Here is a 25,941-nt window from a genome sequence, read left to right on the forward strand (position 1 = left end):
GCCGGGGCGGCGCCTGCGCGGGAGGGGGCCGCCGGTGCGCCGAGGCGGCGCCGGTGCCCGTTTCCGGGCTCCGGCGCACGACCGCTCCTGACCGATTTCTGGCCGAGTGGCCGGAACCTTCCCTGAATCTCGCCCCGATTGCCCTTCTCATGCCTCGTCAGTTAGCCTGCGGCGTATTTGTCATAAGGCAATCCCAAGAGTGGAAATAGGCGTGGTGCCTCCGGGACGGTGGCGCGTGCCTTTATCCGGTCTTTTCGTCGTGGCATCTGAGGAAGAGGTTGGTCATGGCTGAGACGACGGTCGAAGGTCCGCGTGCCGTGCCGCGTTCGCGGCCCTCCAGCGGGGGAGGCGAGGTCGGTGAGACGGAGCTTCGGCAGTTGCTCGCCGGCCTCACGGCGGTGCGCGACGGCGATTTCGGCACCCGGCTGCCCCATGAGGAAGACGGGCTGATCGGTGAGATCGCCACGGTCTTCAACGGCATGGTCGACCAGTTGTCCCTTTTCACCTCCGAGGTGACACGTGTGGCACGGGAGGTCGGCACCGAGGGCACCCTCGGCGGGCAGGCGGTGGTGCCCGGTGTGTCCGGCACGTGGGCGGACCTCACCGACTCGGTGAACGCCATGGCGGGCAACCTGACGACCCAGGTGCGCGACATCGCGCAGGTGGCGACCGCGGTGGCCAAGGGCGACCTGTCGCAGAAGATCGACGTGGACGCGCGCGGCGAGATCCTGGAGCTGAAGGAGACCGTCAACACGATGGTCGACCAGCTCTCGGCGTTCGCCGACGAGGTGACGCGTGTCGCACGGGAGGTCGGCAGCGAGGGCCAGCTCGGCGGCCAGGCCGAGGTGCCGGGCGTCGGTGGCGTCTGGCGGGACCTGACCGACTCCGTGAACTTCATGGCGGGCAACCTGACCGACCAGGTCCGCAACATCGCGCAGGTCACCACGGCGGTCGCCAAGGGCGACCTGTCGCAGAAGATCACCGTGAACGCGCGCGGCGAGATTCTGGAGCTGAAGAACACCATCAACACCATGGTGGACCAGCTCTCGTCGTTCGCCGACGAGGTGACCCGCATGGCCCGTGAGGTGGGCACCGAGGGCATCCTCGGCGGGCAGGCCGACGTCAAGGGGGTCTCCGGGACCTGGCGGGACCTGACCGACTCCGTGAACTTCATGGCCGGGAACCTCACGGCACAGGTGCGTTCCATCGCGCAGGTCGCGACGGCGGTGGCGCAGGGCGACCTCTCGCAGAAGATCACGGTCACGGCTCGCGGGGAGATCCTGGAGCTGAAGAACACCATCAACACGATGGTCGACCAGCTCTCCGCCTTCGCCGACGAGGTCACCCGCGTCGCCCGCGAGGTCGGCACGGAGGGCAACCTCGGTGGTCAGGCGACCGTCCGGGGTGTGTCGGGCACGTGGAAGGACCTGACCGACAACGTCAACGTCATGGCCTCCAACCTGACCGGCCAGGTGCGTTCCATCGCCCAGGTGGCGACCGCGGTGGCCAGGGGCGACCTCTCGCAGAAGATCACGGTGGAGGCGAAGGGTGAGGTCGCGGCCCTCGCCGGGGTGATCAACACCATGGTCGACACGCTCTCCGCCTTCGCCGACGAGGTCACGCGTGTGGCCCGTGAGGTGGGTACGGAGGGCATGCTCGGCGGCCAGGCGCGGGTGCCCAACGTGGCGGGCACCTGGAAGGACCTGACCGACAACGTCAACTCGATGGCGAACAACCTGACCAACCAGGTGCGCAACATCGCCCTCGTCACCACCGCCGTCGCCAACGGTGACCTGTCGAAGAAGATCGACGTGGACGCCCGCGGCGAGATCCTGGAGCTGAAGACCACCATCAACACGATGGTCGACCAGCTCTCCTCGTTCGCCGCCGAGGTGACCCGCGTGGCCCGCGAGGTGGGCAGTGAGGGCCGCCTGGGCGGCCAGGCCGAGGTCGAGGGCGTGTCGGGCACCTGGAAGCGCCTGACCGAGAACGTCAACGAGCTGGCCGGCAACCTCACCCGCCAGGTGCGGGCCATCGCCGAGGTCGCCAGCGCGGTGGCCGAGGGCGATCTGACCCGTTCCATCACCGTCGACGCCTCCGGCGAGGTCGCCGAACTCAAGGACAACATCAACTCCATGGTGGAGTCGCTGCGCGAGACGACCCTGGCCAACCAGGAGCAGGACTGGCTCAAGTCCAACCTCGCGCGCATCTCCAGCCTCATGCAGGGCCACCGGGACCTCTCCGTGGTCGCGGAGCTGGTGATGGACGAACTGACCCCGCTCGTGTCGGCCCAGTACGGAGCGTTCTACCTGGCCGACGAGGCCGCGGACGGCACCGAGCTGATCCTGGTCGGCTCCTACGGCCGTCCGGCGGACTTCACCGGCCACGCCCGCTTCAAGCTGGGCGAGTCCCTGGTCGGGCAGGCCGCGCGCAGCCGGCGGACGATCGCCGTCGACCACCTGCCCGGCGACTACGTCAGCATCTCCTCCGGCCTGGGGCAGGCCACCCCGGTCAGCCTGGTCGTCCTGCCGATCGTCGTCGAGGACCAGGTCCTCGGCGTCATCGAACTCGCGTCGTTCACGCCGTTCACCGCCGTCCACCGCGATTTCCTCGAGCAGCTCATGGAAATGCTGGGCGTCAACGTGAACACGATCGTCGCCAACGCCCGTACCGATGAGCTCCTCCAGGAGTCCCAGCGGCTGACGGCCGAGCTCCAGGCGCGTTCCGAGGAACTCCAGGTGCAGCAGGACGAGCTGCAGCGCTCCAACGCCGAGCTGGAGGACAAGGCCGCGCTGCTGGCGGCGCAGAACCGCGACATCGAGACCAAGAACCTGGAGATCGAGCAGGCCCGGCAGGAACTGGAGGCGCGGGCCCAGCAGCTCTCCCTCGCCTCGAAGTACAAGTCGGAGTTCCTGGCCAACATGAGCCACGAGCTGCGCACCCCGCTGAACAGCCTGCTGATCCTCGCGCAGCTCCTGGCGCAGAACCCCACCCGCAACCTCACCCCCAAGCAGGTGGAGTACGCGGGCATCATCCACTCGGCCGGGTCGGACCTGCTCCAGCTCATCAACGACATCCTCGACCTGTCCAAGGTCGAGGCCGGCAAGATGGACATCAATCCGGAAGTGGTCGCGCTGCGGCAGCTCCTCGACTACGTCGAGGCCACCTTCCGGCCCATGACCACCCAGAAGAACCTCGACTTCACCATCACCACCGCCCCCGGGGTGGCGACCGATCTGCTGACCGACGACTCGCGCCTGCGGCAGGTGCTGCGCAACCTGCTGTCCAACGCGGTCAAGTTCACCGAGCGGGGCAGCGTCGAGCTGCGCATCGAGATGGCCGCGGAGAACGAGCTGCCGCCCTCGGTGCACCGGGGCGTGCCGGTGGTGGCCTTCCATGTGAAGGACACCGGCATCGGCATCCCCGAGCAGCACCTGGAGGCGATCTTCGGGGCCTTCCAGCAGGCCGACGGCACCACCAGCCGCAGGTACGGCGGCACCGGTCTGGGGCTGTCCATCAGCCGGGAGATCGCCCACCTGCTGGGCGGCGCGGTGACCGCCGAGAGCACGCTGGGACGGGGCAGCACGTTCACGCTGTACCTGCCGGTGACGCGGACCGACTGGCAGGGCGGTTCGGGCGGCACGGAGGCGGCGTGGACCGCCGCGAGCGGAACCGCCGAGCGCCCCAAGAGCGGCGCGACCCCCCGTACGCAGGCCGTGCCGCGGCAGAAGCGGCGGCTGCTGGTCGTCGAGGAACGCAGCCGGGGCCTGCTGTCGCTGGTGGCCGAGAGCGCGGTGGCCGACCTGGCCGGCGGGGACCTGCCCAAGCACATGGCGGACGTCGAGGTCATCACCGCCGTGGGCGCGCAGGAAGCCGCCGAGAGCCTGGCCGCCGGGCCGTTCCACTGCGTCGTGCTGGAGCTGGACATGCCCGAGGGCGCGGCCCTGCAGTTCCTGGACGCCATGGACGGCGACACGGCCGCGATGACGGTGCCGGTCCTGGCGCACAACAGCCGCCGTCTGGAGCGGACCCAGGAGGAGGAGCTCCAGGCCCGCTCGCACGCCCGGCCGCTGGAGCTGATCTCCAGCCTCGACGAGCTGCGCGAGCGGATCGCGCTGCACCTGTCGGCGGAGGAGCCGGGGGACGTGCTGCCGCTGGTACGGGCCGAGGAGACACGCCAGCCGTCCTCGCACGCCGTCGACAGCACCCTCGCGGGCCGTACCGTTCTGGTGGTGGACGACGACGCGCGCAACCTCTTCGCCATCAGCGGCATCCTGGAGATGCACGGCATCGAGGTCCTGCACGCCGAGAACGGCCGCAAGGGCATCGAGGCGCTGCGTGAGCACCCCGAGATCGACCTGATCCTGATGGACGTGATGATGCCCGAGATGGACGGCTACGCCGCGACCTCCGCGATCCGGCAGGACCCCGCCCACGCCCAACTGCCCATCATCGCGGTGACGGCGAAGGCCATGCCCGGCGACCGGGAGAAGAGCCTCGCCTCGGGAGCGAGCGATTACGTCACCAAGCCGGTGGACGCCAACGACCTGATCGCCTGCATCGGTCGCTGGATCCCCGCCCAGTCATGAGTCCCCGCGGGGCCCGGCCGGGCCCCGCGGCACCCGCACGACGACCACCGCACCGTACCGACCAAGGAGTTCAGCGGCACAGTGAGCACTTCTGAGCATCTTGGACACCAGGAGGGCCACATGCCGGCGCCCGAACCGACCGGACCGCGGCCCCACTCCACCGCCCCGGACGGGCCGGACGCCCCGGCGGACCACGGGGCGGCGGAGTGGGCAGCGGTGGTGCCCGCACAGGCCACGGGGGACGACGCCGAGGCGCTCGCCCCGGTGGCGCGGGTGTCGTCCGGGCAGACGGACTCAAGTGTGGGCAGGCTGGCCGCGACGGTGGAGCGGCTGCGCGCGGAGATCCGGGCGGCCCAGGCGGCGGCCGACGGCCGCGCCCTGATCGAACTGGCGAAGGGCGTGCTCATCGAGCGGCTCCAGTGCGGTCCCGCCATGGCCGCCCGGCAGCTCGCGGAGCTGGCCGAGGAGGCGGGCGTCGCCCCGCTGGAACTGGCGGCGGACATCGTCAACCAGGCCGCCCAGGACCACGTCACCGACGTCGCCACCACCTTCGTCCGGCGGACGAGCGGTCAGGCGCCGGCCGGCGCGCACGACGCGGCCTCCATCGGTGTGCGGCTGCGCACCGCCGAGAGTGCCGCCCTGGCGGCCGGGGACACCCAGGCGGTCGCCGAGTCGCTGCTGGAGCACGCCCTGGCGCCGTTGGGTGCCAGCGCCCTCGCCGTGTGGACGGCGGGCTCCGACGCCTCGCTGACCCTGGCCGGGCACGCCGGGTTCCCCGCCGACGAGGCCGGCCGCTGGCGGTACGTGCCACCGGGCGTGTCCACGCTGGCGCGCCAGGCACTGAGCCGGCGGCAGACCGTACGGGTTCCTTCCCTGTCCGCGTCGGGGCTGCCGTCCATCGGCGGCGCGCACAACGCGGACGGCGGGCGGATCGCCGTCCCCGCGGGCACCGGTGGCCGCGTGCACGGCATCCTGGAGATCTGCTGGCCGGGCGTGCTGGAGCCGCAACCCCCGCAGATCGAGCGGCAGATCGACGCGCTGGCCGAGCTGTGCGCGCACACCCTGGAGGGTCACCCGTCCGCCGCGGCGGTGACGTCCGGGGACGCCTGGACGACCACCCCGGACGTGTCCGAGCTGGTGGACCTGACGGAGGGCCTGCACGACCCGGCGCTGGTCCTCACCCCGTTCCTCGGCCCCGACGGTGAGCTCGCCGACTTCCGTATCCACCACGTCAACAGCCGTTTCGTCGACCCGGCCGGGCGCCCGCGCAACGCCGTCAGCGGGGCGCTGCTGCTGGAGGCGTATCCGATGGTCGTCGGCAGCAGCGAGCTGTTCGAGAGCGTCGAGCGCGTCTACGCCACCGGCGAGCCGTACCGTGCCCGGCGGATGACCCTGACGGCGCTGGTCGACCAGGTTCCCCTCGATGCCGTGGCCGACATCAGCGTCAGCCGCCACGGCCGGTGCGTACTGCTCATCTGGCGCGTCGAGGACGACACGGCGCGTCTGGCGAACCTGCTCCAGCACGCCCAGCGCCTGGGCAGGATCGGCGGGTTCGAGGAGAACATCGTCACCGGCCAGATCATGTGGAACGACCAGTTGTTCGACCTCTACGGGCGTCCGCAGGGCATGCCGCCCGTGCCCCTCGAGGAGCTGGCCGCCCACGCGCACCCGGACGACGCCGTCGGCATCGGCCGTTTCCTGCGCGCCGTGCTGTACCACCGGCGGCCGGCCTCGGCCGCCTTCCGCCTGCTCCGCCCCGACCGGATCACCCGGCACGTCCGGGTGATCGCCGAGCCCGTCCTGGACGCCGACGGCAGGCTGCTGGCCGTGCGGGGCGCCTACCAGGACATCTCCGCCCAGCACTGGACCGAGGTGGCCCTGGCGGCCACGCGTGACCAGCTCGCCCACACCGAGCAGCAGGCCGCCGAACGCAACCGTCTGACGCTCCAGTTGCAGCACGCGATCATGCCGCCGACCCAACCGCCGCTGGACAGCCCCGGACTGCGGATCGCCGTGCGCTACCGGCCCGCCGAGTCGGAGTCGATGGTGGGCGGTGACTGGTACGACGCCGTGGTCCTTCCCTCCAAGCAGGTCATGCTGTGCGTGGGGGACGTGGCCGGTCACGGCATAGAGGCCGCGACCAGCATGGTGGTGCTGCGCAACGCCATGCGGGGCCTGGCCGTCACCGGTGCGGGGCCGGGCCAGCTCCTGTCCTGGCTGAACATCGTGGCCCACCACCTGACCGAGCACGTCACCGCGACAGCCGTCTGCGGGCTCTTCGACCCGCACAAGGGCACCTTGCGCTGGGCACGGGCCGGCCATCTGCCGCCCGTACTGATCCGGGACGAGAAGGCGTCCACGCTGCGCACGGTCGGTGGCATCCTCCTCGGTGCCCTGTCGGACGCCTCCTACGAGGAGGAGGAGTTGCAGATGTCCCCCGGTGACACGCTCCTGATGTACACCGACGGGCTGGTCGAGCGGCGTGACGAGTCGGTGCAGGACTCCCTGGCCCAACTGCTGACCAACGCCCGCATCCCCACCACCAGCCTGGAGCAGCGGCTCGACGGTCTGCTCACCCACAGCAAGTCGGACACGGACGACGACACCTGCCTCATCGGCATCCAGGTCGAATAGGGGTCCTCGCCTGAGTACGTGGGGCGGCGGGCTGAGTACGCCGCCCCATGCGGCCCGCCGGGGGCGCTGCTGGAATGAGGTCCATGATCTCCGACGCACCCCGGCGCCCGCACCTGCGGCACGTCACCACCACCGGCGCGGCCCTCGCGGCGGCCCTGCTGCCGCTGGCCGCCGCCGTACTGCTGGCCAAGACGATGGCCGGTGACCCGCTGGCGCCCGTGAACACGCTGATCACCACCGGCGGTCAGCGGGTGCGGATCTCCCCGTCGGTGTGGCGCCGGTGCGGCAGGCAGGCGCTGTCCGACTGGAAGCCGGAGCCGAGGCCCTGGCCGCGCCCGTCGCTGGACCGCCTCCCCCTGCCCCTCCGCGCCCGCCGTGCCCGGGTGCGCGACGGGGTGCGAGGTCACGGCAGTCCGTCGCGTACGGGTACGTGACGTCCGTTGCCGTGCCGCTCGGTGCCGTCGCCGGCGTACGCGCCGAAGGACGCCTCACCCCGCCAGGCGCGGTGCCACCACGGCCAGGGCGACACCCACCACCGCGCCCATGAGCAGCGCCGCCACGGCGGCCGCCCGGCCGACACCCTGCTCGAACGGAACACTCGGCACGACCTTGTGCAGCAGCGGTGCCACCACCACGATGAGCCCGAAGCCGACGCCGAGGCGCCCGTACGTCCCACCCGCGCACGCGTCCCGGAAGCGCCCCCCGCATCCGCCCGGCTCCCCGGCGAAGCCCGTCACCAGAAGGAACAACGCACTGGCGTACACCGCGCCGAACACCATGGTGGTGCCGAAGTCGACGCGCCGCGCTCTGCTGCCCCCGTCACCTGCCACGCCGCCCCCTCTGACTCGCGCCGTCAAGCGCGAGGAGTCTAACTCGCGGCGGATGTGCGGCTCGCGCGGGAACCGTCCACCCCTCTCGGTCCGTCGCTGCATGCGAGCCTGTGGTGGCGCACGGCAGGGAGGGTGGGGGAAGATCCGGGTGATCAGGGCCGGGCGCAGTCGCTGAGCACGGCCCTCGCGGTGCGGGCCGCGGTGGACGAGGACTTCCGTACCCGTCTCGCGGCCTGGCAGGAGCGGGCCGCACTGGTGCGCACCGGGGACGGGGCGGTGACGAACACCATCAGCGGCGGTACCCAGAACGGGCCGGTCGTCCAGGGCAGGGACTTCTCCGGCCTGACCTTCACCACCCTGCCCCCGCCCGCGCCCTTTCCCGGTGACCCCGGTGAGAGCGCGGCCGAGACCAGTGGGCGGACGGACGGCGCCTAGTCCTGCCAGTGGAACAGCAGGGCGCCGGCGGAGAGCGGGGCGCGACGGCCGAAGAAGTAGACGTGCAGGCCGGTGACCGGGATGGCCTCCGTCTCCCCGTCGATCCAGCGGAGGCCCGCGGCCTCAAGAGGCGGGCGTGCCGCCTCGCCGCCGTCGGGGGCGGACGCGAACCGGCCCAGGGTGCTGATCCAGACCTCGCCGTCGCCGCACTCGATGACGTGGTACGTCCCGTCGCCCTGCCCGTGGTGGGCACCGCACGGGACGGGCGGCTTCGGGGCGAGGCCCGCGGTGGTGAGCGCGTCCATGGCGCGGTGCAGCCGGCCGTCCACGTCCTGTCGGGCGGGCGGTGCGGCACACAGGGCCTCGACGAGCCAGCGCGGGTCGGTGAGCGGCTGGCTCCAGGGGGCGTACTCGTGGAGGATCGCCGTGCGCATTTCCTCGTCCAGGCCGGGGACTTCGACGCGCGGGCGACCCAGTTCCCTGTAGAGCGCGCGTGTCTCGTCGAGGTCCTCGGTGAGCCGGTGCAGTGCGTGGACGGCCCACAACCGGGCCTCGGTGGTGGGCGCCTCGGTGAGGTACGAGCGGAGGCGGCCGGCGTCGTCGGCCAGCGTGTGGGCGCGGTGGGCCACCATCCGGTCCGGGTCGGCGAGCGCGTACGTCACGTCCTGCCCGGCACGGGCCCGCGTCCGCAGCCGGAAGAGCCGGTCCTCGGGCCGCTCCTCCCCCAGTCGCGCCAGGACGGCCCCGGCTCCGTGCCGCTCCACCAGCGCGTCCAGTGCCGTCTCGCCGGCCTGACGGCTGTGCTGCCACGGATCGGCCGCGAGCGTGGCCAGCTCCCGGGCCGCCGTGAGGTCGCCGATCAGGCCGCGCGTCCTGAGCACCGCGTCCGGCATGCCGTACCCGCTCTCGTGGCGGCGGTCCTCGTGGCGCAGCCAGGGCAGCAGCTCCGGGCGGTCACCGACGACGTCCAGCAGCGCCCGCCGCACCTCGCCCACGTCGCCGGTGTCGCGGACCCGGTCGAGCAGCGCGCCGGCCCACGCCTCGGGTACGCGCCCGGCGAGCGCCAGGGCGCAGGGCCGCCGCCGCCACCACGGGTGCGACGGCTCGGCGACGTAGCGGGCGAGCTCCCGCGGGTCGAGCTCGCCAAGGGCGTCGGTGTCGGCCTGCCCGGCCGAGGGGATCAGCGTCTCGATGTCCGGCATCCGAGGATGCTACGGGGGGTTCGCGGGCGGTGGCCCGGGGTTTTCGTGACGCGGGTACGGTCCGCGGCGGGGCCGGAGCCGGTGGCCCCGGCGGCGGGGCGTCGGTCAGACTGGAGCCATGGACGACCTGGAGCCTCTCCCGCCCGCCCGTCTCGCCGCGTACCTGGACCGGATCGAAGCGCGGCACCCCGCCGCCGCCACGGCCGGCGACCTGCGGGACCTCCAGCTCGGGCACCTGCGCACGGTGCCCTTCGAGAACCTGTCGATCCATCTCGGCGAGGACGTCCCGCTGGACACGGGGGCGATCCTCGGCAAGCTCCTGGACCGGCGCCGGGGCGGCTTCTGCTACGAACTCAACGGCGGCTTCGCGCTGCTCCTGCGCACCCTGGGCTTCCGGGTCCGGCTGCTGGAGGGCCGCGTGTACGGCTCCGACGGCGTGCCGGGCATCCCGTACGACCACCTCGCCCTCCAGGTGGAGGCGGAGGACGGCAGCCGCTGGCTGGCGGACGTCGGCTTCGGCGACCATGCGCACCACCCCCTCTCCCTCGACGACCGGGACGACCAGAAGGACCCGGCGGGGGTGTTCCGCGTCCAGGACGCCGATGGCGGCGGGGGCGGCGAGGACGCCTTCGGCGACCTGGACGTCCTGCGGGACGGCAAGCCGCAGCTCCGGCTCGCGCGGCGCCCCCGCGCCCTCGCCGACTTCGTCACCGGCGCCTGGTGGCACCGGACGTCCCCCGCCTCGCCCTTCACGCGGGGGCCGGTCTGCTCCCGGCTCACCGCCACCGGGCGTGTCACCCTCCGCGACCGTACGCTGATCACCACCCGGGACGGCGAGCGCGCCGAGGACACCCTCGGCACGGACGCGGAGGTCCTGGCCGCCTACCGCGACCTCTTCGGCATCAGCCTCGACCGCCTCCCGGTCCCCCTCCACCCGCGCGGTCCGCAGCCCGGCTGACATCCCCGTGCCGGGCGCCGACGAGGAGACGGCGGTCGCCCGGCGCATGGCGTCCAGGAACGCCGCCGGGTCGTGGGTGGCGATGAGCAGGGCCTCCCCCTGCCGGGTGGCGACGGTGACGCCGGCCATGCGTGCGGTACCGGCCGGTGATGCGTCCTTCGGCGGCGGAGCGGGGGTGGCGGGCGGGGTCGCCTAGGCGACCAGACGGTGCGTCAGTTCCATGAGGCGGGCGCGGGCTTCGGGGTCGTAGGCCTGGTCGTGGGCCCGTACGTCGGTGAACTGGTCGAAGTAGCGGCCCGTGGTGGTGGCCAGGTCCGGGTCGAGAAGCAGACGGACGGTCGGCCGGACGCCCTCGTCCGTGGTGGTGAGGGGCGTGAGTCCGTACGCGCGGACGCCGTCCGTGTCCATCAGGTGGGCGGGGTGGAGGGTGTTCACGGTCACCCCGGTGCCCCGCAGCTCGGCGGCCAGTTCGAAGGTGGCCATGATCATGGCCAGCTTGCTCCGGCAGTACGCGCGCAGACCCTCGTAGTCCCGCTCCAGCATGACGTCGTCGAAGTCGACGGCCTCCTGGCCGATCGAGGCGACGTTGACGACGCGGGCGGGGGCCGAGGCCGTGAGCAGGGGCAGCAGGTCGCGGGTGAGGGCGTAGGGGGCGAGGTGGTTCACGGCGAAGCGGAGTTCGTGGCCCTGGCGGCTCAGTTCCCGCTTCAGTGGTTCCTCGCCGCCGCCCGCCACCGCGTTGTTGATCAGGCCGTCGAGGTACGGCTCCGCCGCGCGGACGCGGTCGGCCATGGCGTGCACCTGGTCCAGGTCGGACAGGTCGGCGAGGTACGTGCGGACGGTGGTGGCGGGGCCGGCGGCCCGTGCCTCGGCGGCCACCGCCTCAAGCCGTGTGCGGTCGCGGCCGTGCAGGAGGACGGTGCCTCCGCGCGCGGCCAGGTCGAGTGCCAGGGCGCGGCCCATGCCCTGGGTGGCGCCGGTGATCAGAGTGGTGCGCTGGGTCATGGCAGTGACCCTGGCAGGGTCCGGCGTGGCGTGGGAGTGTGTCCCGGGCCTGGTGTTGTCACCACCAGGCTCGGGACACCGCGGACACCGAGGCCGCCGGGGCCGGCGGCTGGGGCGTCAGATCGCCATGGACTCCTGGAGCCAGCGGCTGATCCGGTACGGCACCCACCAGGCGAGCGGTCCCACGTCGAGCACGAGCCGCTCGCCGCGGAAGTCGTCGAGCACGGCGCTCGGCACGGACGGTGCCGGCGCCCCGTACGCCAGGCGCTCGATGGCCGCCTCGTACTCCGGTTCGTCGGCGGTGAAGCGGCGCAGCTCGCCCCAGCGGCGGTCCCGGATCTGGACGAAGCCGGGGCCCTTGCGCCACAGGCACTTGCACAGGTAGTGGCCGCGCCGCCAGGCGGTGAGCGCCTCGTCGGAGCCGGCGGGGCCCTCGATGCGCCGGGGCGGCTGGAGGTGGCTGAGGACCTGCCAGTCGTCCCCGGCCGCCGCCGGGCCGAGCCGGAGGTCCCACTCGACGAGGACGGCACGGGCGGTGAGGTCCCGCACCAGGCTCAGTGCGTTCACGGTCGCGGCCGCCCGCGCGGGGTCCGTACCGGCCGAGAGGTCGACGGTTCCGGGCAGCCGTACGCGGCGGGCGCCGAGGTGCCACAGCCGGTCGCCCGCGCCCGGCAGGGGGCCGGGCGTGGCCAGTTCGCCCAGGAACATGCCGGGCAGCTCGCAGGCGGCGGGGTCGTAGTCGCGCCAGGCGAGGACGGTGGCCGGGCCGGGGGCGGTGCCGGTGCTGGTGCCGGTGCTGGTGCTTGTGCCGGTGGTCATGGGGGCTGGTCCTCCTCGGGACGCGGTCATACGTGGACGGGCTCGGCGGGCGTGGCCGCCTCCGCGTACGCGTGGCGCATGTAGTCCAGGCGCAGCAGGTCCTCGTTGACTGCCGCCGGGGCGATGTGGACGTACTGTCCGCCGTCGGTGAAGACCAGCCCGAGGGCGAGCCACGAGTCGAGGAGCCGCTGGACACCGGCCTCCTCGACGGCGGGCGAGGAGTCCGCCGCGGACGCCTTCGCCGTGGCCTTGCGGGCGAGGGCGGCGGGGGTGTGCGGCTGGTCGAGGAGGCGGAACACGGCCAGTTCGAGGGGGTCCGTGAGCTCCAGGGTCCGCCAGTCGAAGGCACGGCGGCGGGAGACCAGGACGATGCGGTCCCCCAGGTCGGCGTGGGTGAGCCGGGCGTCGGTGTGGTGCTTCTTCCAGGCGGCCAGCACGTCGTTGAGCGCGGTGACGGTGGGCTCGCCGATGCCCCGGTCGGGTGCCTCGAAGACATAGGCGAGGTCGTACAGCTCCTCCTCCGGCAGGTCGTAGGTGAAGCGGTAGTGCTCCTCGGGCCGCAGTCCCGTGAAGCCGAGCTCGGGACGCTCGAAGTAGGGGCTGAAGCGCTCGATGGCGATGCGGGCGGAGAGGTCCACCGGCGGGTCGAGGTGTTCCAGCGCGGGGATCTGGGCGATCACCGGGTCGTAGTCGGCGGCGGTCTCGCCGGGGAAGCCGTGGAGGTAGTTCCAGGCGACGGAGAGCCCGGTCTCGGCGCCGTCGCGGAGCATCCGGACGTTCTGGCAGCCGCTGACGCCCTTGTCCATCAGGTCCAGCACCTGGTGGTTGAGTGATTCGATGCCGGGCTGGACGTAGATCATTCCCGCTTCGGCGAGCGTACGGAGCTGGGCGCGGCGCATGTTGGCCTTGATCTCGATGTGGAGCCGCAGGTCGTACTCGCTGTCGATGATCCGGGGCAGCACGGTGGTGAGGTAGCCCATGTCGAGGATGTTGTCGACCACGTACATGTCGAGGACCCGGTGGCGGCGGGCCAGTTCCATGATCTCCTCGTAGAAGGTGTCCGGGCTCTTGGACCGGAACTCCATGAAGGAGCCGTTGAGGCCGCAGAAGGTGCAGTGGTGCTTCTCGCCCCACCAGCAGCCGCGGGCGCCCTCGACGACGAGTTTGGGCTCGACCCAGTGGCGGGCGGCGGAGGCCGCGAGGCGCTCGAAGTAGCCGCTGTAGTCGGGTGGCAGGATCGCGGCAGGCGGCAGGGGCCGGGTGGCCATGGGGTTCACACGGCTCTCCCCGTCGGGGCCTCGGTGGCACAGGCCGGGCACACCGGCGAGGTCGGAGCCGTCCGCGAGGGCGGTGAGCAACTGCGGGAAGGCGGCCTCGCCCTCGCCGCGCACGACGTGGTCGACGAAGCGGAAGTTGCGGTGCACGGCCGCGCCCTGGGCACCGTCGCAGTTGGCGCCGCCCATGACGGTGACGATGTGCGGGGCGAGTTGCTTGACCCGGCGGGCGGCGGCGAGCGCCGCGGTGTTCTGCTGGAAGGTGGAGGTGAACCCGACGACGTCGGGGGCGTACTCCACGACGTGGCGGGCGATCTCGTCGACGAACTCCGGCACCGCCTGGTGCAGCGCCCGCGTCATGGCCATGCGCGACTTGGTGAGCTTGCCGCGCATCACCGCGGTGAACTCCTCCTCGCGCCAGTGCGGGTCGTCGTAGAGGGCGGAGGAGAACACCCAGTCGCCGCAGCCCAGGAAGTAGGACGACAGGGCGTAGTACTCGTAGTCGTCACCGGTGAATCCGGTGCGCTCGGTGATCCAGTCGGTGAAGGCGAGGTTGGCGTGCAGGACCTCCGCCTCGGCGCCGGGCACACGCTCGTCCACGCTGCGTTTGAGTATTCCCAGTGCCAGGGAGGGAAGGTCGATGGGCGACCAGGGCATGTTGACCAGCAGGACACGCATGTCGGCTCCTCGGGTCCTCGGGGGTGGGACCGGCCGGCCCGGCGGTGCACCGCCGGGCCGGCCGGCGGGGGTCAGTCCTCTTCCGCTTCCTCGGCGTTGCGGAACGGGACGGTGACGGTGATGCCGATGCCCGGCTTGCGGTTCTCCTCGTCACCCGCGAGCGGGTCGTTGTGGATGATGTCCTTCTGCATGGGACCTTCTCCTCTCCGTGGTGCGTTCGGCGGTGTGGTGCTCCCCGCTCCGGGCGGAGCGGGGCGTCTTGGGGTGGCGGCGCGCGGGGCCGCGCAGTTCCCGGTCGAGGAAGACCACGGCACGGCGCAGGACGGCGACGTGGTCGCCGCCGTCGTAGCCGTCGTGACCGGAGTCGAGCCACATGGCCTCGTGCGGGACACCTGCGGCGCGCAGCGCGGCGAGGTAGCCCCGGACCTGACCGGGCGGGCACTTGGCGTCGTGGGTGGCGGCGGCCACCAGCAGCGGGGCCCGTACGGCGGCGGCGTACCGGATCGGTGAGCTGCGCGCGTACCGCTCGGGGACCTGGGCGGGCGTGCCGCCGAAGAGCCGTTCGTCCAGGGCGCGGAGGGCCGGGGTGGTCGTGCGGTGGGCGGCGGCGCAGTCGGCGACCGGCTTGACGGCGACCCCGGCCTGCCACAGGTCGGGGCGGGTGCCGAGGGCGAGCAGGACGAGGTACCCGCCCCAGGACGTGCCCCACAGACCCACCGCGTCGGGGCGCACCAGCCGGCGGGCGACCAGGTCGGCCCGGACGGCGGCCAGGTCCTCGACCTGGGTGAGCCCGACGCCCCCGCTGTACGCGCGCCGCCAGCGCGGCCCGTACCCGGTGGAGCCACGGTAGTTGACGCGGGCGACGGCGAATCCGGAGGCGAGGAGGGAGTGGACGACGCCGTCGTAGGCGTCCCGGTCGTGGTCGGCGGGCCCGCCGTGCACGAGGAACACCACGGGTGGCGGTGGCTGGGGGGGGCTGGGGGGGGGGGGGGGGGGGGGGGGGGGGGGGGGGGGGGGGGGGGGGGGGGGGGGGCGGGGGGGGCGGGGGGGGGGGGGGGGGGGTTGGGGGGGGGGGGGGCCGGGGTGGGGGTGGGGCCCGGGGGCAGTGTGCTCGGGTAAGTGCCGTGTGTCCGGGAGGCTGAGCAGCGTGTGCACGGGCCCGTCGGGGCCGGGGGTCCACAGGTCGTGGTGGGTGCCGGGGACGGGGTGGGCCAGGGTGGGCAGCGGTGGCAGCGCGGTGCCCCGGGTGGAACACGCCGTGGGTGGCCGGCCCGTGGCCGTCCACAGGTAGTGCAGGTCTCCCCCGGGCCGGGTCGCGGCGTCCAGGACGGTGCCCGCCGGGGTGGGGACGGTCGTGAGCGTACGGGCGGTGAGGTCGGCGCGGTGGAGGGTGGAGCGGCCGTGGCGGTCCTGGCGGACCAGTACGCGGCGGCCGTCGGCGTCCCAGCGGGCGGTGACCTCGGTGTCGAAGGCGCACCAGTCGTGGGTGACGGGCCCGGTGGCGGGCCGCCAGGTCATCAGGACGTAGTGGTCGTCGCGTTCACGGACGAGGAGGAGTTCCTCGTCGTGCCCGGCGGGGGCGAAGCCCAGGGACCAGAGCCGGCCGAAGTCGCCGTCGCGGGGCAGGACGGCCCGTACGCCGCCGTCGCCGGTGAGGACGGTGACGGCATCGGCCGCACCGAGGGCGAGCAGCCGGCCGCCGGGCGTGATGCCGGTGAGCGTGGCGTGGCCGTCGGCGCGGGCGACCTGCCGGGCGGTGCCGCCGCGGGGGCCGACGTGGACGGCGGTGGTGCTGCCGTCGCCGAGGGCGACGGCGACCGTTCCGTGGTCGCTCACCGCGAGGCCGCGCGGGAGACCGAGCGGGACGCCGGTCAGGCCGGGGCGGTCGGTACCGCCGGTGAAGGGCTGGAACCGCCAGTGCCCGTAGCCGTTGGGGTCCTCGTCGAACCACCACACGTGCGCGTCACGGTCGATGGCCCCGTGCACGGTGCCCCCGGGCCGCCGGGTGACCTGCCGGGCGCGGCGGGCGCCGGCGTCCCAGGTGAACACCTCGCAGCGGCCGTCGGCGTCGGCGGTGAAGACCATCCGGGCCGGGTCGGCGGCGCACACCTCCGGAAGGGCGGCCCGGTAGACCTGGTAGCCGCCGGTCATGCGGCCGCCTCCGCCGTGAGGGCACCGCGCACCGGCCGCCGTGAGGTGTGCGCCGCGAGCAGGACCAGCGCCGCACCGCACGCCCAGGCGGGCGCGGCGGTGGAGAGGCCGTCGGCGAGGACCCCGGCCAGTACGGGGGCGAGGGCGGCCGCGCCGGTCGTCGCCGTGGCCAGCACCGCGCCGGTACGCGCCTGCACGGCGGGTGCCGTGGCCTGGAGGGCCCGTGCCTGGAGCACGACGGAGGCGAGCGGCATCAGCAGGCACACCGCGCTGAACAGCACCCCGTACGCCCACGCTCCGGTGGCCGTGGCGAGGGCGGCGGTGAGGGGGACGAGCAGCCACGTCACACCGGTCACGACCCGCGGGGCGCCGAAACGTTTCGCCACCCGGGGCGCGGCCAGCGCGCCGGCCAGACCGGCGGCTCCCGAGGCGGCGAGGACGGCCCCGAGCACGGCGCCGCCGTGGCCGGCGCGCTGGAGGGCGAAGACGGCCGTGAAATAGAGCGCCACGACGACGAGGTTCACGGTCCCGCTCCAGACGAGGACCAGGCGCAGCAGCGGGGAGGACCGCACCATCCGCAGCCCGGCCGTCCCCTCGCGTCCCCGCGCCGCGTCCCGCTTGTGGGGCGCCGGAGCGGTGAGGTCCGCCCGCATCGCCCGTATACACAGCGCGCTGACGGCGTAGGAGAGGGCGTCGGCGAGGAAGGGCAGCGCCCGCGCGGCCTGGTAGAGGGCGCCGCCGAGCGCGGGCCCGACGACGAGCGCCCCCTGGTCGCCGGCCGTCAGCCGTGCGACCGCCCTCGGTTGCGCGGGGCCCGGGCAGACGAGGGCGACGGTTCCCCGTGCGGCCGCCTCGAAGCAGGCGGTGGCGGTGCGTTCGGTGAGGACGGCGGCCAGGATCAGGGCCAGCGGCGGGTCGCCGGCCGTCAGGGCGAGGGTCACGCCGCCCATGGCGAGGGCGGAGACGGTGGCGGAACCGAGCATCACACGCCTGCGCGCGCCCCGGTCGGCGGGCACGGCGACGAGCGGCCCGAGGAGCAGCCCCAGGGCGGTGGAGACGCCCGCGATCGCACCGACGACCTGGGGCGAGTGCCCGAGGCCGAGGAGGAGCAGCGGCAGTACGGCTCCCGATGCCTGCGAGCCGAGCCCGTCGACGGTGCTGGCCCACCACAGGAGCCTGAAGTCGCGTGTCCCCGGGCGGGGGTGGGACGGTGGTGCGGATGACGCGGGCCGTTCCACGGAGCACCTCACCCATTTGGCGAAACTGTGCAGAAAGTGTGGGGGAAACGAAACGAGCGGGATCCTAATCACGCGCCAACACGTCCTACAAGGGCCCGAGCGGCGTGGCCGAATCCCAGTGGTGGGACACCGGTGACCACGCGATGCGTGGCGTCGGGAAGTGGGAAAAGATCATTCCGGCGGCTGAGTGGAAATCGTTCCCGTGAACCAGGAAGGACGCTCGGGAATCCCCTCTTCCTGGCTGAAAATCATGGGGTGCCCGGCGCGGCGGCGGATACGCGTTCCGGGGTCGCGATGCGGTGCTTTCGGCTGAGAACGCTTGGTCCGGCGAAGCCCTCGTACGCCGCCCCCGTCGCCGCGTACATTGCGAGCAAGCCGATCGGCCGGGGGACACATGAGTGGGTCGATCACCGAGGTCGTCGTGGCAGTGGTGGGCATCGGGGGAACCCTCGCGTCCGCGCTGCTCACCCAGCTCAGCGCCAACCGCGTGCGGCTGCGCGAGGTGGAGAAGGCCGACGAGCAGCGGACGCGGGAACTGGACCGCGCCGCCCACGAGGCCGGGCTGGAGGCCCGTCGCGCGTGCTACGCCGGACTCAACGCGGCAGCCCTGGACTACGTGACCGTGCTGGACAACTTCAGCTACGCGGTGGAAGCCGGCCGCGTGACCGACGACCTGCGGGCCGAGCTGTATCAGGCGCGGCGCGCCCACCGGTCGGTGCACGCGGACGCCCAGATGCTGCTCTCCGCCTCCGTCATGGTCGCGGCCGACCGGGTGGGCAAGTCGCTGGGGCAGGTGTACAGGATGCTGAAGCGCCTCGACGGCGGCACACCTGAAGCGGGCGACGACATCGCGACCGCCCGCCAGGGCATGGCGACCCTGTGGGACCACCTGTGGGTGATGCGGCGGGACATGCGCCGGGACCTGGGCCTCGGGGACGACGCCTGAGCCGCGTCGCCCACGCCTCGGTACGGCACTCCCGCCCCACCCGCCCACATCACTGACGGTCAATCACTCTGGCAACACAGCGGGGCAGATGAGGCTGTGGCGCTAATTTGAGGCGCATGAATGACCGCCTGGACGACATCGACGGAGTGGAGGTCATCGCCTGCGCGGACGGCGATGCCTTCGAGAGCTGGCTGGCCGAGCACCACACCCGCGAGGAGGGCGTGTGGATCAAGGTGGCCAAGAAGAACTCCGGCATCCCGTCGGTCACCTCCGACGAGCTGGTCGACATCGGGCTGTGCTACGGCTGGATCTCGGGCCAGCGACGGTCCCTCGACGCGGAGTACTACCTCCAGAAGTACGTGCCGCGCCGGCCCCGCAGCCTGTGGTCGCAGGTGAACGTGGAGAAGGTCGAGGCGCTCACCGCCGCCGGCCGGATGCGCGAGCCGGGTCTGGCGGAGGTCCGCAAGGCCCAGGCGGACGGCCGTTGGGCGGCCGCCTACGAGTCGCAGCGCACGGCCACCGTTCCGCCCGACCTCGCCGCGGCGCTGGAGGCGGACCCCGAGGCCGGGCGCGCGTTCGAGCTGCTCGACCGGACGGGCCGGTACCTGCTGATCCTGCCGCTGCTCCAGGCCGTCACGCCCGAGGGCCGCCGCGCCCGGCTCGACAAGGCCCTGGAATCGCTGCGCTCGGCGGGCGGCTCGGCACCGTAGTCCCGGTGCCGACCGCGACCGAAGAGTGCCTTCCGGCGCGGTCCGGGCGTTCGTACACTCGCCGTTCACACCGCGAGGCCACCGCCACCACGGCGGTGGCCGGCGGCGCGCGGGCCTGATCGGGCACTGGCTGTCCGCACCGGATCGCGGGCGGGTGTGGTGTTCCCCGACGAGGCCCGACACGAAACAGCGGTCGACCGGCCGCCTGCTCGTGTGCGCCCGGAACCCCGCGTCCCGGGCCCGGTGCGTTCGGGGAACGCCTGTGGCGCGGCAGGGCTGCGTCAGGGCGGAGGGACGGCGGCGTGGACGGGCCCGCCCGGTGCGGGCGGTTGTTCCGCCCCGTCCGCCGGTGGTTCGGGCGCGGGGGTCGCGCGCCGGGCCCACAGCAGCGCGCCGGCCAGCAGGAGCGCAGCCCCCAGCAGCCACGGCAGTGGTCCGGCGGGCAGGGAGCCGGCGAGCAGGCCGGCCAGGGCTCCGGCCGACTGGAGCGCCAGGGACTGCACGGACAGGGCGGTGGCCCGGACCGTGCCGTCGACCCGGCGGTGAAGGACGTCGTTCTCGTTCGGACCGGCGGCGCCCAGGCCCACATAGACGAGGGCGTAGCCGCCCGCGGCCAGGGCGGCCGGCGCCGGGCCGCCCCAGGCGGCCGTCACGCCCAGCAGCAGCAGTCCGGCCGCGCTCACGGCGAGGCTCGCCAGAGCCGCCCTCTCGCTGCTGCCCGTCAGCCGCGCGGCCAGTGGTGCGCCGTGGCTGCCGAGTGCCGTGCACACGAAACCCGTGCAGGCGAGAGCCGCGTAGAGCACCGCTCCGGACTCCGGCGCGCCGGTGAGCCGGGCGGCCCGCCCGGGCGTGAGGAGCTCGATGGTGGCGAGCGCCGCGCCGACCGCGGCGGCGGTCAGTACGACGCGGCGGACCGACGCCTCCCGTACGCCCAGGCGCACACCGCCCGCGACGGTGGCGGGGACGCCCCGCAGGACCCCGCGCAGGGTGGCGGGCGGCCGGGGCGGTTCCGGCAGGGCACCGAGCACGTAGGCGACGTAAGCGACACCGACGGCCGCGCCGAGGAGCGCGGGCACCGACAGCGGGAGCACGAGCCCGTCGGTGGCACGGGCCAGCAGGGCTCCCGCGTCCCGGCCCGGGCCCAGGAGGAGCGGCAGGGCACCGCCGACGAGCGTCCCCACGGCGAGCGCGACGGCACAGGCGGTACCGCCACGGGCCAGGCCGGTACGCAGGTCGGCCTCGGCGCCGGAGTGCGCCTGGACGGTGTCGACGTACCAGGCTTCGGCCGGGCCGCTGGACAGGGCACGGCCGGTGCCCATCAGGAACATGGCGAGGGCGAGTGCCCACACGGTGGTGCCGAGCGCCATCACGGTGAGGGCGCACAGGTTCAGCACACCCGACGCGGCGAGGACGGCGCGGCGGCCGACGACGTCGGCCAGGCCCCCGGTCGGCAGTTCCATGACGGAGGCGGTCACGGAGTGGACGGCGAAGAGCCCGGCCACGACCGCGAGGGTCATGCCCCGTTCCGTCAGGAGCAGGACCTGCGACGGTATGTAGAGGCCCACGGGCAGCCAGAAGAGGAACGTGACGGCGGCGAAGCGGCGCCGCGCGGTGCCGGGGTCCAGTGGCTGCCTCACTCGCCCGTGCCCCTTTCGCGCGGGTCGCGCTGCTGACCGTCACACTCGGCACGGGTCGCGCGCGGGTCGCGCTCGGCACGGGCGGCCGGTGCGGTCATCGGTGCGGTCATCGGTGCGCCACGGGAGCGTCGGCCCGTGAGGCCGCGCCGGGCTCCGGCACGGCGGCGGGGTACGGCTCGCCCGTGCGCGTGGCCGGTACGCGGACGACGGCCGGCCCGGCCGGTCGGAGCGGCGACGGCGGCCGGTGGGACGGCTCTGGGAGCGGCCGGGTCCGGACGCGGGGCGAGGCCGCGGGGACTGCGTACGCCTGAGAAGGCTCTTTCGGTCACGGGGGGCGAGGGTAGAGCGGCGACCGGACTTTCCCCACTGGTTTTCAGGGTGCGGGGTCGCCCGGAGCGCCCCAGAGGCCGGCCAGGTGGGCGTGCAGTACGTCCTGGGCCTCCTGGGGCGTGAGGTGACCGATGAGGACGTGGGCGGTGAGGCCGTCCGTGAGCGCGAGGAGGGTGCGGGCCTCACGCCGGGGGTCGCGTGCGGCGGTGGCGCGACCGGTGGTGCCGACGGCCTCGGAGAGCAGGCGGACGAACGTCTCCTCCAGAGCCGCGTAGTTGGCCTTCAGGGTCTTCGCGAGCGGTGTGCTCACGGCGGCCTGGGCGAGGAAGGCGAGCCACACCCGTGCCTCGGCGCGGTGCTCCTCCTGGAGGAGTGCGATCTCGGTGGCCGCGTGCCCCAGCACCGTCATGGCGGACTGCGCGGGGCTCTCCAGCCGCCGGGCCCGCAGGCGCTCCTGGATGCGGTCGCCGATCTGCCCGAGGGTGAACAGGAGCATCTCCTCCTTGGTGCGGAAGCAGCGCTGCACCGCCCCCATGGACACCCCCGCACGCGCGGCCACGTCGCGCAGCGTCACGCCCTCGAGCCCGTGCTCGTCGGCGAGGCGGCAGACGGCCTCGGCGATGAGACGGCTCCTGCCTTCGTGGTCGATCCGCCGGGGCATGTCGGCCCCCTCCTTCCCACCGTGACCGGTGCTCCGCTCCGTCGCCCCACTTTATTCGATGCGTGCGCATCGATTCGTGCGTTACGGTTCCGATGCAAGCGCATCGGAAAAAGGGTTCGGGAACGAAGGGGACGGGTGTACGTCATGCGGGACGCCTTGTGGAAGCTGTCGGCCTCGGCGCAGGCGCGGGCGGTGCGGACCGGGAGCGTATCTACGGCCGAACTGGTCGACAGCCATCTGGAACGCATCGCGGAGGTCAATCCGCACGTCAACGCCGTCACGCAACTGATGGCGGACGCGGCCCGCGAGGCCGCGGCGCGGACGGACCGCGGCCGCGCGGCGGGTGAGGAGCTCGGGCCGCTCGCTGGCGTGCCCTTCACGGTGAAGGAGACCACCGCCGTCAAGGGCGTGGCGACCACGCTCGGCACACCGCGCTTCCGTGACCTGGTGGCGGCCGAGGACGCCCCGCCGGTGGCCCGGCTGCGCGCCGCCGGAGCCATCCCCATCGGTCACAGCAACATGCCCACCCTGGTCCTCGCCGGGATGCACACGCGCAGCGAACTCTTCGGCGACACGGCCAACCCCTGGGACCGCGACCGGACCCCGGGCGGCACCAGCGGGGGTGACGGGGCGGCCGTGGCCACGGGCATGGTGCCGCTCGGGCTCGGCAACGATTCCGGTGGTTCCGTGCGCATCCCCGCGCAGTTCTGCGGCGTGACGGCGCTGAAGCCGTCCACCGGCCGCTTCCCCGCCGACCACCGCGTCCTCGGCGCGGACGACCCCGGCCCGGCCACGCAGATGCTGGTCACCGACGGCCCGCTGGCCCGGCACGTCGGCGACCTGAGGCTGGCGTACGAGACACTGGCCGGGACCGATCCGCGCGACCCCCGGGCACTTCCGGTGCCCCTCCACGGGCCGCCGGTCGCCGGGCCGGTGAAGGTCGCGGTGGTGACCGACCCCGGCGGCCACGGCGTCCATCCTTCCGTGCGCGCCTCCGTCGAGAGCGCGGCCGCCGCGCTGGAGGACGCCGGGTACGACGTACGGGAGGTCGCGGACGTACCGAGGCTGGACGAGGCGCTGGAGACGTACGGCCGGATGGTCGTGACCGAGTTCGCCCCCAACTGGCCGGTGGTGCGCGGCCTCCTCGGTGAGGGCGGGGACCGGTACATCGAGGCGGCGATGGAGCGGACCCCTCCCGTGAGCGCGGACGCGTTCATGACGCTCATGGGTACGTGGCTGAACATCCGCCGCTCGTGGGCGATGTTCCTGGACGCGTACCCGCTGGTGCTCGGCCCGGTGTTCACCGAGCCGCCGGTCGAGCCGGGGCTGGAGTCACGGGACCGGGCGGGCCGGGAGCGGGTGGCGTCGGCGATGCGCCTGTGCACGGTGACCAGCTTCGTCGGCGTCCCGGCCGTCGCCGTGCCGACCGGGCTGGCCGACGGACTGCCCTGCGGGGTGCAGATCATCGGCCGGGCGTTCCGCGAGGACCTGTGCCTGGACGCGGCGCAGGCGGTCGAGGACCGGCTCGGCACCCTCACCCCCGTAGAGCCGCGCACGGAAGGGCGCGCGGCCGGCTGACACCGCGGCGCCTCGCGCTCTCCGGCTACCTCACCCGGTAGCCGTCGTGGGCGACCGACCGCTCGTTGAAGTCGGCGAAGTCGCTCACCCACTGGGCGGCTTCCTCGGGCGCGTCGTCGAAGAAGGACAGCAGGTCGGAGACCACGTGCTCGTTGATGGCCAGGCGCAGGCGTGCGGCGATGAACTCGGCCTCCGCCGCGCTGACGTGCCAGTTGGAGTTCGAGAGGAACTTGTCCATGGCCACCGTCCGGTCCGTCGGCTCCAGCCCCGGCGCCCGCAACGCCTGCCCGAGGCCCTGCCCGGCCGCCGCGCCGGCTTCGCGCATGGCTTCGCGTACGAAGCCCATCTGCCAGTTGTTCAGGCCGAACGAGCCGTCAGAGGCGGGCTGCTCGAACGTGAATGCGTATCCCATGGGGGGCAGCGTAGCCAGGCGCCATGGGCCGTCGCGCGGGGGCCCACCCGGTACGCCGGCCCCACCACGGGGCGGGACGGCGCCGGACGGGGGAGGCAGGACGGCCGAGCCGGCCGTGCGCCCGGGAAGCCGGACGGACGCCCGGGGAGCCGGACGCCCCGGAAGCCGGACGGCCGTGCGCCCGGGAAGCCGGACGGACGCCCGGAGGGACATCAGCCGCTGACGGGCAGGCCTCGTGGTTCCTTCACTCGCTTCATGATGATCTGGGAGTTCACCTCCGTGACGCCGGTCAGGGCCGTCAGCTTCTCGATCCACAGCCGTTCGTAGGCGGCCAGGTCCGCGACCGCGATGCGCAGCAGGCAGCCCGGGCTGCCGAAGAGGCGGTACGCCTCGATGACGTCAGGGATGTCCTGCAACGCCTCCTCGAACGCCTCGATCGCCTCGCGGTCGCGCTTGACCTCGATGGACACCAGCACCTCGAAGCCCCGGTCCACCGCGTCGGGGTCGATGACGGCGCGGTAGCCCTGGATGACCCCGTCCTGCTCCAGTTGCCGCACACGCCGCATGCAGGGCGAGGGGGTCAGGCCCACGCGCGCCGCCAGTTCCTGGTTGCTCAGCCGGCCATCGTCCTGGAGCTCGCGCAAGATGGCGCGATCAATCTCGTCCATGGCGCAATTATCCACCACCCATGACCGTATTGTGCGGTCAAAGAGGCAATCACATTGCGCACCGACTCTCCTATCATTGCGCTCGAACATATGGTTCGGTGAGTGGAAGAGGGCAGGGCACCGTGGGACGGATCGTCGTCATCAGCACCGGCGGCACGATAGCCAGCCGCTGGCAGGGGTCCGGCTTCGCCGCCGACGCGGACGGACAGGAGGTCATGGCGACCGCCGCCGTCCCCGCCGGGATCACCATCGAGGTGGTGGACCTGTTCAGCGTGAACAGCCCGCGCCTGACCACCGCGCACCAGCTCACCCTGCTCCGCACGGTGCACGAGGTACTGGCCGACCCGGATGTGGACGGCATCGTCGTCACGCACGGCACGGACACCCTGGAGGAGTCGGCGTTCCTCGTCGACCTGTACCACGACGACCCCCGCCCCGTCGTCTTCACCGGCGCGCAGCTCCCGCTGGACGCGGAGGACGGCGACGGGCCGCGCAACCTCCACGACGCGCTGCTCACCGCCGCACGCACGCGCGGCCTCGGCGTGCTGGTGGCCTTCGACGGCAAGGTGTACGCCGCGCGTGGCACGGTCAAGGCTCACACCGTCGACGCCGACGCCTTCGCCGACCCGTCCGGCCCGCGCATCGGCAACATCGGCTTCGGCAAGGTCTCCGTGCTGCGCCACCCGGAGCGCCCGGCCGCGCTTCCGCTCCCCGGTGTGCCGGACGTCCCGCCCCGCGTCGACATGGTGATGCACCACGCCGACGGCGACCCGCTGCTGCTGAACGCCGCCGTCGAGGCCGGCGCGCAAGGTGTCGTCCTGGTCGCCACCGGCGCCGGCAACGCCACCCCCGAGGTCGCCTCCGCCGTCGCGGCCGCCACCGCCCGGGGCGTCCTGGTCGCCCTGACCACCCGGGTCCACTCCGGGCCCGTCGCCCAGATCTACACCCACGGCGGCGGCGTCGACCTCGTCGCCGCGGGCGCCGTGCCCACCGGGACCCTGCGCGCCGGACAGGCCCGCATCGCCGTCCTGGCCGCGGCACTCGCGACGACCGACGCCGCCGAACGCGTACGGACACTGCGCCACGCCCTGGGCGAGCCCGTACCCGCCGAGCCGGCCCGGGTCTGAGCCCCACCCCCCCCCAGCACGCGCCGCTCCCCCACCCGCACCCCTCCACTCGGGCACGC

General features: G+C 73.4%; 20 protein-coding genes. 9 read left to right on the forward strand and 11 right to left on the reverse strand.

Annotated features, from left to right (window positions below; translation table 11 throughout):
• Positions 1-284 precede the first annotated feature (284 nt).
• From E2B92_RS01700 to E2B92_RS01710, 3 genes are all read left to right on the forward strand, one after another.
• Positions 285-4,589: a HAMP domain-containing protein gene (locus E2B92_RS01700; RefSeq protein WP_126888553.1), complete on the forward strand. Its 4,305-nt coding sequence runs from the start codon at positions 285-287 to the stop codon at positions 4,587-4,589.
• A gap of 120 nt (positions 4,590-4,709) precedes the next feature.
• Positions 4,710-7,223, forward strand: coding sequence for a SpoIIE family protein phosphatase (locus tag E2B92_RS01705; RefSeq protein ID WP_126888554.1), 2,514 nt, complete (start codon positions 4,710-4,712; stop codon positions 7,221-7,223).
• A gap of 83 nt (positions 7,224-7,306) precedes the next feature.
• A complete protein-coding gene (locus E2B92_RS01710; protein ID WP_126888555.1) occupies positions 7,307-7,657 on the forward strand; it encodes a hypothetical protein in 351 nt (116 codons plus the stop codon).
• A 54-nt stretch (positions 7,658-7,711) separates the two neighbouring features.
• On the opposite strand, the gene E2B92_RS01715 is transcribed toward E2B92_RS01710, so the two are convergent.
• Positions 7,712-8,053: a hypothetical protein gene (locus E2B92_RS01715; RefSeq protein WP_126888556.1), complete on the reverse strand. Its 342-nt coding sequence runs from the start codon at positions 8,051-8,053 to the stop codon at positions 7,712-7,714.
• 132 nt (positions 8,054-8,185) lie between these two features.
• On the opposite strand from E2B92_RS01715, the gene E2B92_RS01720 reads away from it, so the two are divergent.
• Entirely contained in the window at positions 8,186-8,488 is a 303-nt protein-coding gene (locus E2B92_RS01720; RefSeq protein WP_126888557.1) for a hypothetical protein, read from the forward strand.
• Here the strand turns inward: E2B92_RS01720 and E2B92_RS01725 are convergent.
• Positions 8,485-9,690 carry a hypothetical protein gene (locus E2B92_RS01725; RefSeq protein ID WP_126888558.1) on the reverse strand — a complete coding sequence of 402 codons (1,206 nt, stop codon included), beginning with the start codon at positions 9,688-9,690 and terminating at the stop codon, positions 8,485-8,487. The genes E2B92_RS01720 and E2B92_RS01725 overlap by 4 nt on opposite strands.
• Before the next feature lie 118 nt (positions 9,691-9,808).
• On the opposite strand from E2B92_RS01725, the gene E2B92_RS01730 reads away from it, so the two are divergent.
• Positions 9,809-10,648 carry an arylamine N-acetyltransferase family protein gene (locus E2B92_RS01730; protein WP_185923739.1) on the forward strand — a complete coding sequence of 280 codons (840 nt, stop codon included), beginning with the start codon at positions 9,809-9,811 and terminating at the stop codon, positions 10,646-10,648.
• Between the two features lie 192 nt (positions 10,649-10,840).
• Here E2B92_RS01730 and E2B92_RS01735 read toward each other — a convergent pair whose 3' ends face one another.
• From E2B92_RS01735 to E2B92_RS01755, 5 genes are all read right to left on the reverse strand, one after another.
• Complete coding sequence (locus E2B92_RS01735) at positions 10,841-11,653, reverse strand: SDR family NAD(P)-dependent oxidoreductase (protein WP_126889421.1); 813 nt, start codon at positions 11,651-11,653, stop codon at positions 10,841-10,843.
• A gap of 117 nt (positions 11,654-11,770) precedes the next feature.
• Positions 11,771-12,472 (reverse strand): DUF5825 family protein, encoded by a 702-nt coding sequence (locus E2B92_RS01740; protein WP_126889420.1) that lies wholly within the window; start codon positions 12,470-12,472, stop codon positions 11,771-11,773.
• Positions 12,473-12,498: 26 nt separating this feature from the next.
• Positions 12,499-14,424 (reverse strand): RiPP maturation radical SAM C-methyltransferase, encoded by a 1,926-nt coding sequence (locus E2B92_RS01745; protein WP_126889419.1) that lies wholly within the window; start codon positions 14,422-14,424, stop codon positions 12,499-12,501.
• A gap of 150 nt (positions 14,425-14,574) precedes the next feature.
• Entirely contained in the window at positions 14,575-16,575 is a 2,001-nt protein-coding gene (locus E2B92_RS01750; protein ID WP_133087358.1) for a S9 family peptidase, read from the reverse strand.
• A complete protein-coding gene (locus E2B92_RS01755; RefSeq protein ID WP_126887344.1) occupies positions 16,572-17,813 on the reverse strand; it encodes an MFS transporter in 1,242 nt (413 codons plus the stop codon). The genes E2B92_RS01750 and E2B92_RS01755 overlap by 4 nt, the downstream gene beginning before the upstream one ends.
• A gap of 394 nt (positions 17,814-18,207) precedes the next feature.
• Here E2B92_RS01755 and E2B92_RS01760 point away from each other — a divergent pair, with 394 nt between their 5' ends.
• A complete protein-coding gene (locus tag E2B92_RS01760; RefSeq protein WP_126887343.1) occupies positions 18,208-18,759 on the forward strand; it encodes a hypothetical protein in 552 nt (183 codons plus the stop codon).
• A 116-nt stretch (positions 18,760-18,875) separates the two neighbouring features.
• Positions 18,876-19,469, forward strand: a complete 594-nt coding sequence (locus tag E2B92_RS01765) for a YdeI/OmpD-associated family protein (protein WP_126887342.1) — start codon at positions 18,876-18,878, stop codon at positions 19,467-19,469.
• A gap of 281 nt (positions 19,470-19,750) precedes the next feature.
• Here E2B92_RS01765 and E2B92_RS01770 read toward each other — a convergent pair whose 3' ends face one another.
• A complete protein-coding gene (locus tag E2B92_RS01770; RefSeq protein WP_235023640.1) occupies positions 19,751-21,106 on the reverse strand; it encodes an MFS transporter in 1,356 nt (451 codons plus the stop codon).
• Positions 21,107-21,479: 373 nt separating this feature from the next.
• The gene (locus E2B92_RS01775; RefSeq protein ID WP_126887341.1) at positions 21,480-22,097 is read right to left on the reverse strand and encodes a TetR/AcrR family transcriptional regulator; all 618 of its coding nucleotides are present in this window, start codon (positions 22,095-22,097) and stop codon (positions 21,480-21,482) included.
• Between the two features lie 144 nt (positions 22,098-22,241).
• Here E2B92_RS01775 and E2B92_RS01780 point away from each other — a divergent pair, with 144 nt between their 5' ends.
• Positions 22,242-23,675: an amidase gene (locus E2B92_RS01780; protein WP_126887340.1), complete on the forward strand. Its 1,434-nt coding sequence runs from the start codon at positions 22,242-22,244 to the stop codon at positions 23,673-23,675.
• Positions 23,676-23,700: 25 nt separating this feature from the next.
• Here E2B92_RS01780 and E2B92_RS01785 read toward each other — a convergent pair whose 3' ends face one another.
• Both E2B92_RS01785 and E2B92_RS01790 read right to left on the reverse strand, forming a co-directional pair.
• Positions 23,701-24,087 (reverse strand): hypothetical protein, encoded by a 387-nt coding sequence (locus tag E2B92_RS01785; protein WP_126887339.1) that lies wholly within the window; start codon positions 24,085-24,087, stop codon positions 23,701-23,703.
• A gap of 212 nt (positions 24,088-24,299) precedes the next feature.
• The gene (locus tag E2B92_RS01790; RefSeq protein WP_126887338.1) at positions 24,300-24,755 is read right to left on the reverse strand and encodes an Lrp/AsnC family transcriptional regulator; all 456 of its coding nucleotides are present in this window, start codon (positions 24,753-24,755) and stop codon (positions 24,300-24,302) included.
• A 122-nt stretch (positions 24,756-24,877) separates the two neighbouring features.
• On the opposite strand from E2B92_RS01790, the gene E2B92_RS01795 reads away from it, so the two are divergent.
• Entirely contained in the window at positions 24,878-25,882 is a 1,005-nt protein-coding gene (locus E2B92_RS01795; protein WP_133087359.1) for an asparaginase, read from the forward strand.
• Positions 25,883-25,941 lie beyond the last annotated feature (59 nt).

Origin of the sequence: Streptomyces sp. WAC05374 (assembly GCF_004353505.1) — a bacterium.
Taxonomy (GTDB): Bacteria; Actinomycetota; Actinomycetes; order Streptomycetales; family Streptomycetaceae; genus Streptomyces.

What these genes read in the sequence shown, in the direction of transcription:
- E2B92_RS01700 (WP_126888553.1), top strand. Translation starts at nt 285, where the DNA reads ATGGCTGAGACGACGGTCGAAGGTCCGCGTGCCGTGCCGCGTTCGCGG.
- E2B92_RS01705 (WP_126888554.1), top strand. Translation starts at nt 4,710, where the DNA reads ATGCCGGCGCCCGAACCGACCGGACCGCGGCCCCACTCCACCGCCCCG.
- E2B92_RS01710 (WP_126888555.1), top strand. Translation starts at nt 7,307, where the DNA reads ATGATCTCCGACGCACCCCGGCGCCCGCACCTGCGGCACGTCACCACC.
- E2B92_RS01725 (WP_126888558.1), bottom strand. Translation starts at nt 9,690, where the DNA reads ATGCCGGACATCGAGACGCTGATCCCCTCGGCCGGGCAGGCCGACACC.
- E2B92_RS01730 (WP_185923739.1), top strand. Translation starts at nt 9,809, where the DNA reads ATGGACGACCTGGAGCCTCTCCCGCCCGCCCGTCTCGCCGCGTACCTG.
- E2B92_RS01735 (WP_126889421.1), bottom strand. Translation starts at nt 11,653, where the DNA reads ATGACCCAGCGCACCACTCTGATCACCGGCGCCACCCAGGGCATGGGC.
- E2B92_RS01740 (WP_126889420.1), bottom strand. Translation starts at nt 12,472, where the DNA reads ATGACCACCGGCACAAGCACCAGCACCGGCACCAGCACCGGCACCGCC.
- E2B92_RS01745 (WP_126889419.1), bottom strand. Translation starts at nt 14,424, where the DNA reads ATGCGTGTCCTGCTGGTCAACATGCCCTGGTCGCCCATCGACCTTCCC.
- E2B92_RS01750 (WP_133087358.1), bottom strand. Translation starts at nt 16,575, where the DNA reads ATGACCGGCGGCTACCAGGTCTACCGGGCCGCCCTTCCGGAGGTGTGC.
- E2B92_RS01760 (WP_126887343.1), top strand. Translation starts at nt 18,208, where the DNA reads ATGAGTGGGTCGATCACCGAGGTCGTCGTGGCAGTGGTGGGCATCGGG.
- E2B92_RS01765 (WP_126887342.1), top strand. Translation starts at nt 18,876, where the DNA reads ATGAATGACCGCCTGGACGACATCGACGGAGTGGAGGTCATCGCCTGC.
- E2B92_RS01775 (WP_126887341.1), bottom strand. Translation starts at nt 22,097, where the DNA reads ATGCCCCGGCGGATCGACCACGAAGGCAGGAGCCGTCTCATCGCCGAG.
- E2B92_RS01780 (WP_126887340.1), top strand. Translation starts at nt 22,242, where the DNA reads ATGCGGGACGCCTTGTGGAAGCTGTCGGCCTCGGCGCAGGCGCGGGCG.
- E2B92_RS01785 (WP_126887339.1), bottom strand. Translation starts at nt 24,087, where the DNA reads ATGGGATACGCATTCACGTTCGAGCAGCCCGCCTCTGACGGCTCGTTC.
- E2B92_RS01790 (WP_126887338.1), bottom strand. Translation starts at nt 24,755, where the DNA reads ATGGACGAGATTGATCGCGCCATCTTGCGCGAGCTCCAGGACGATGGC.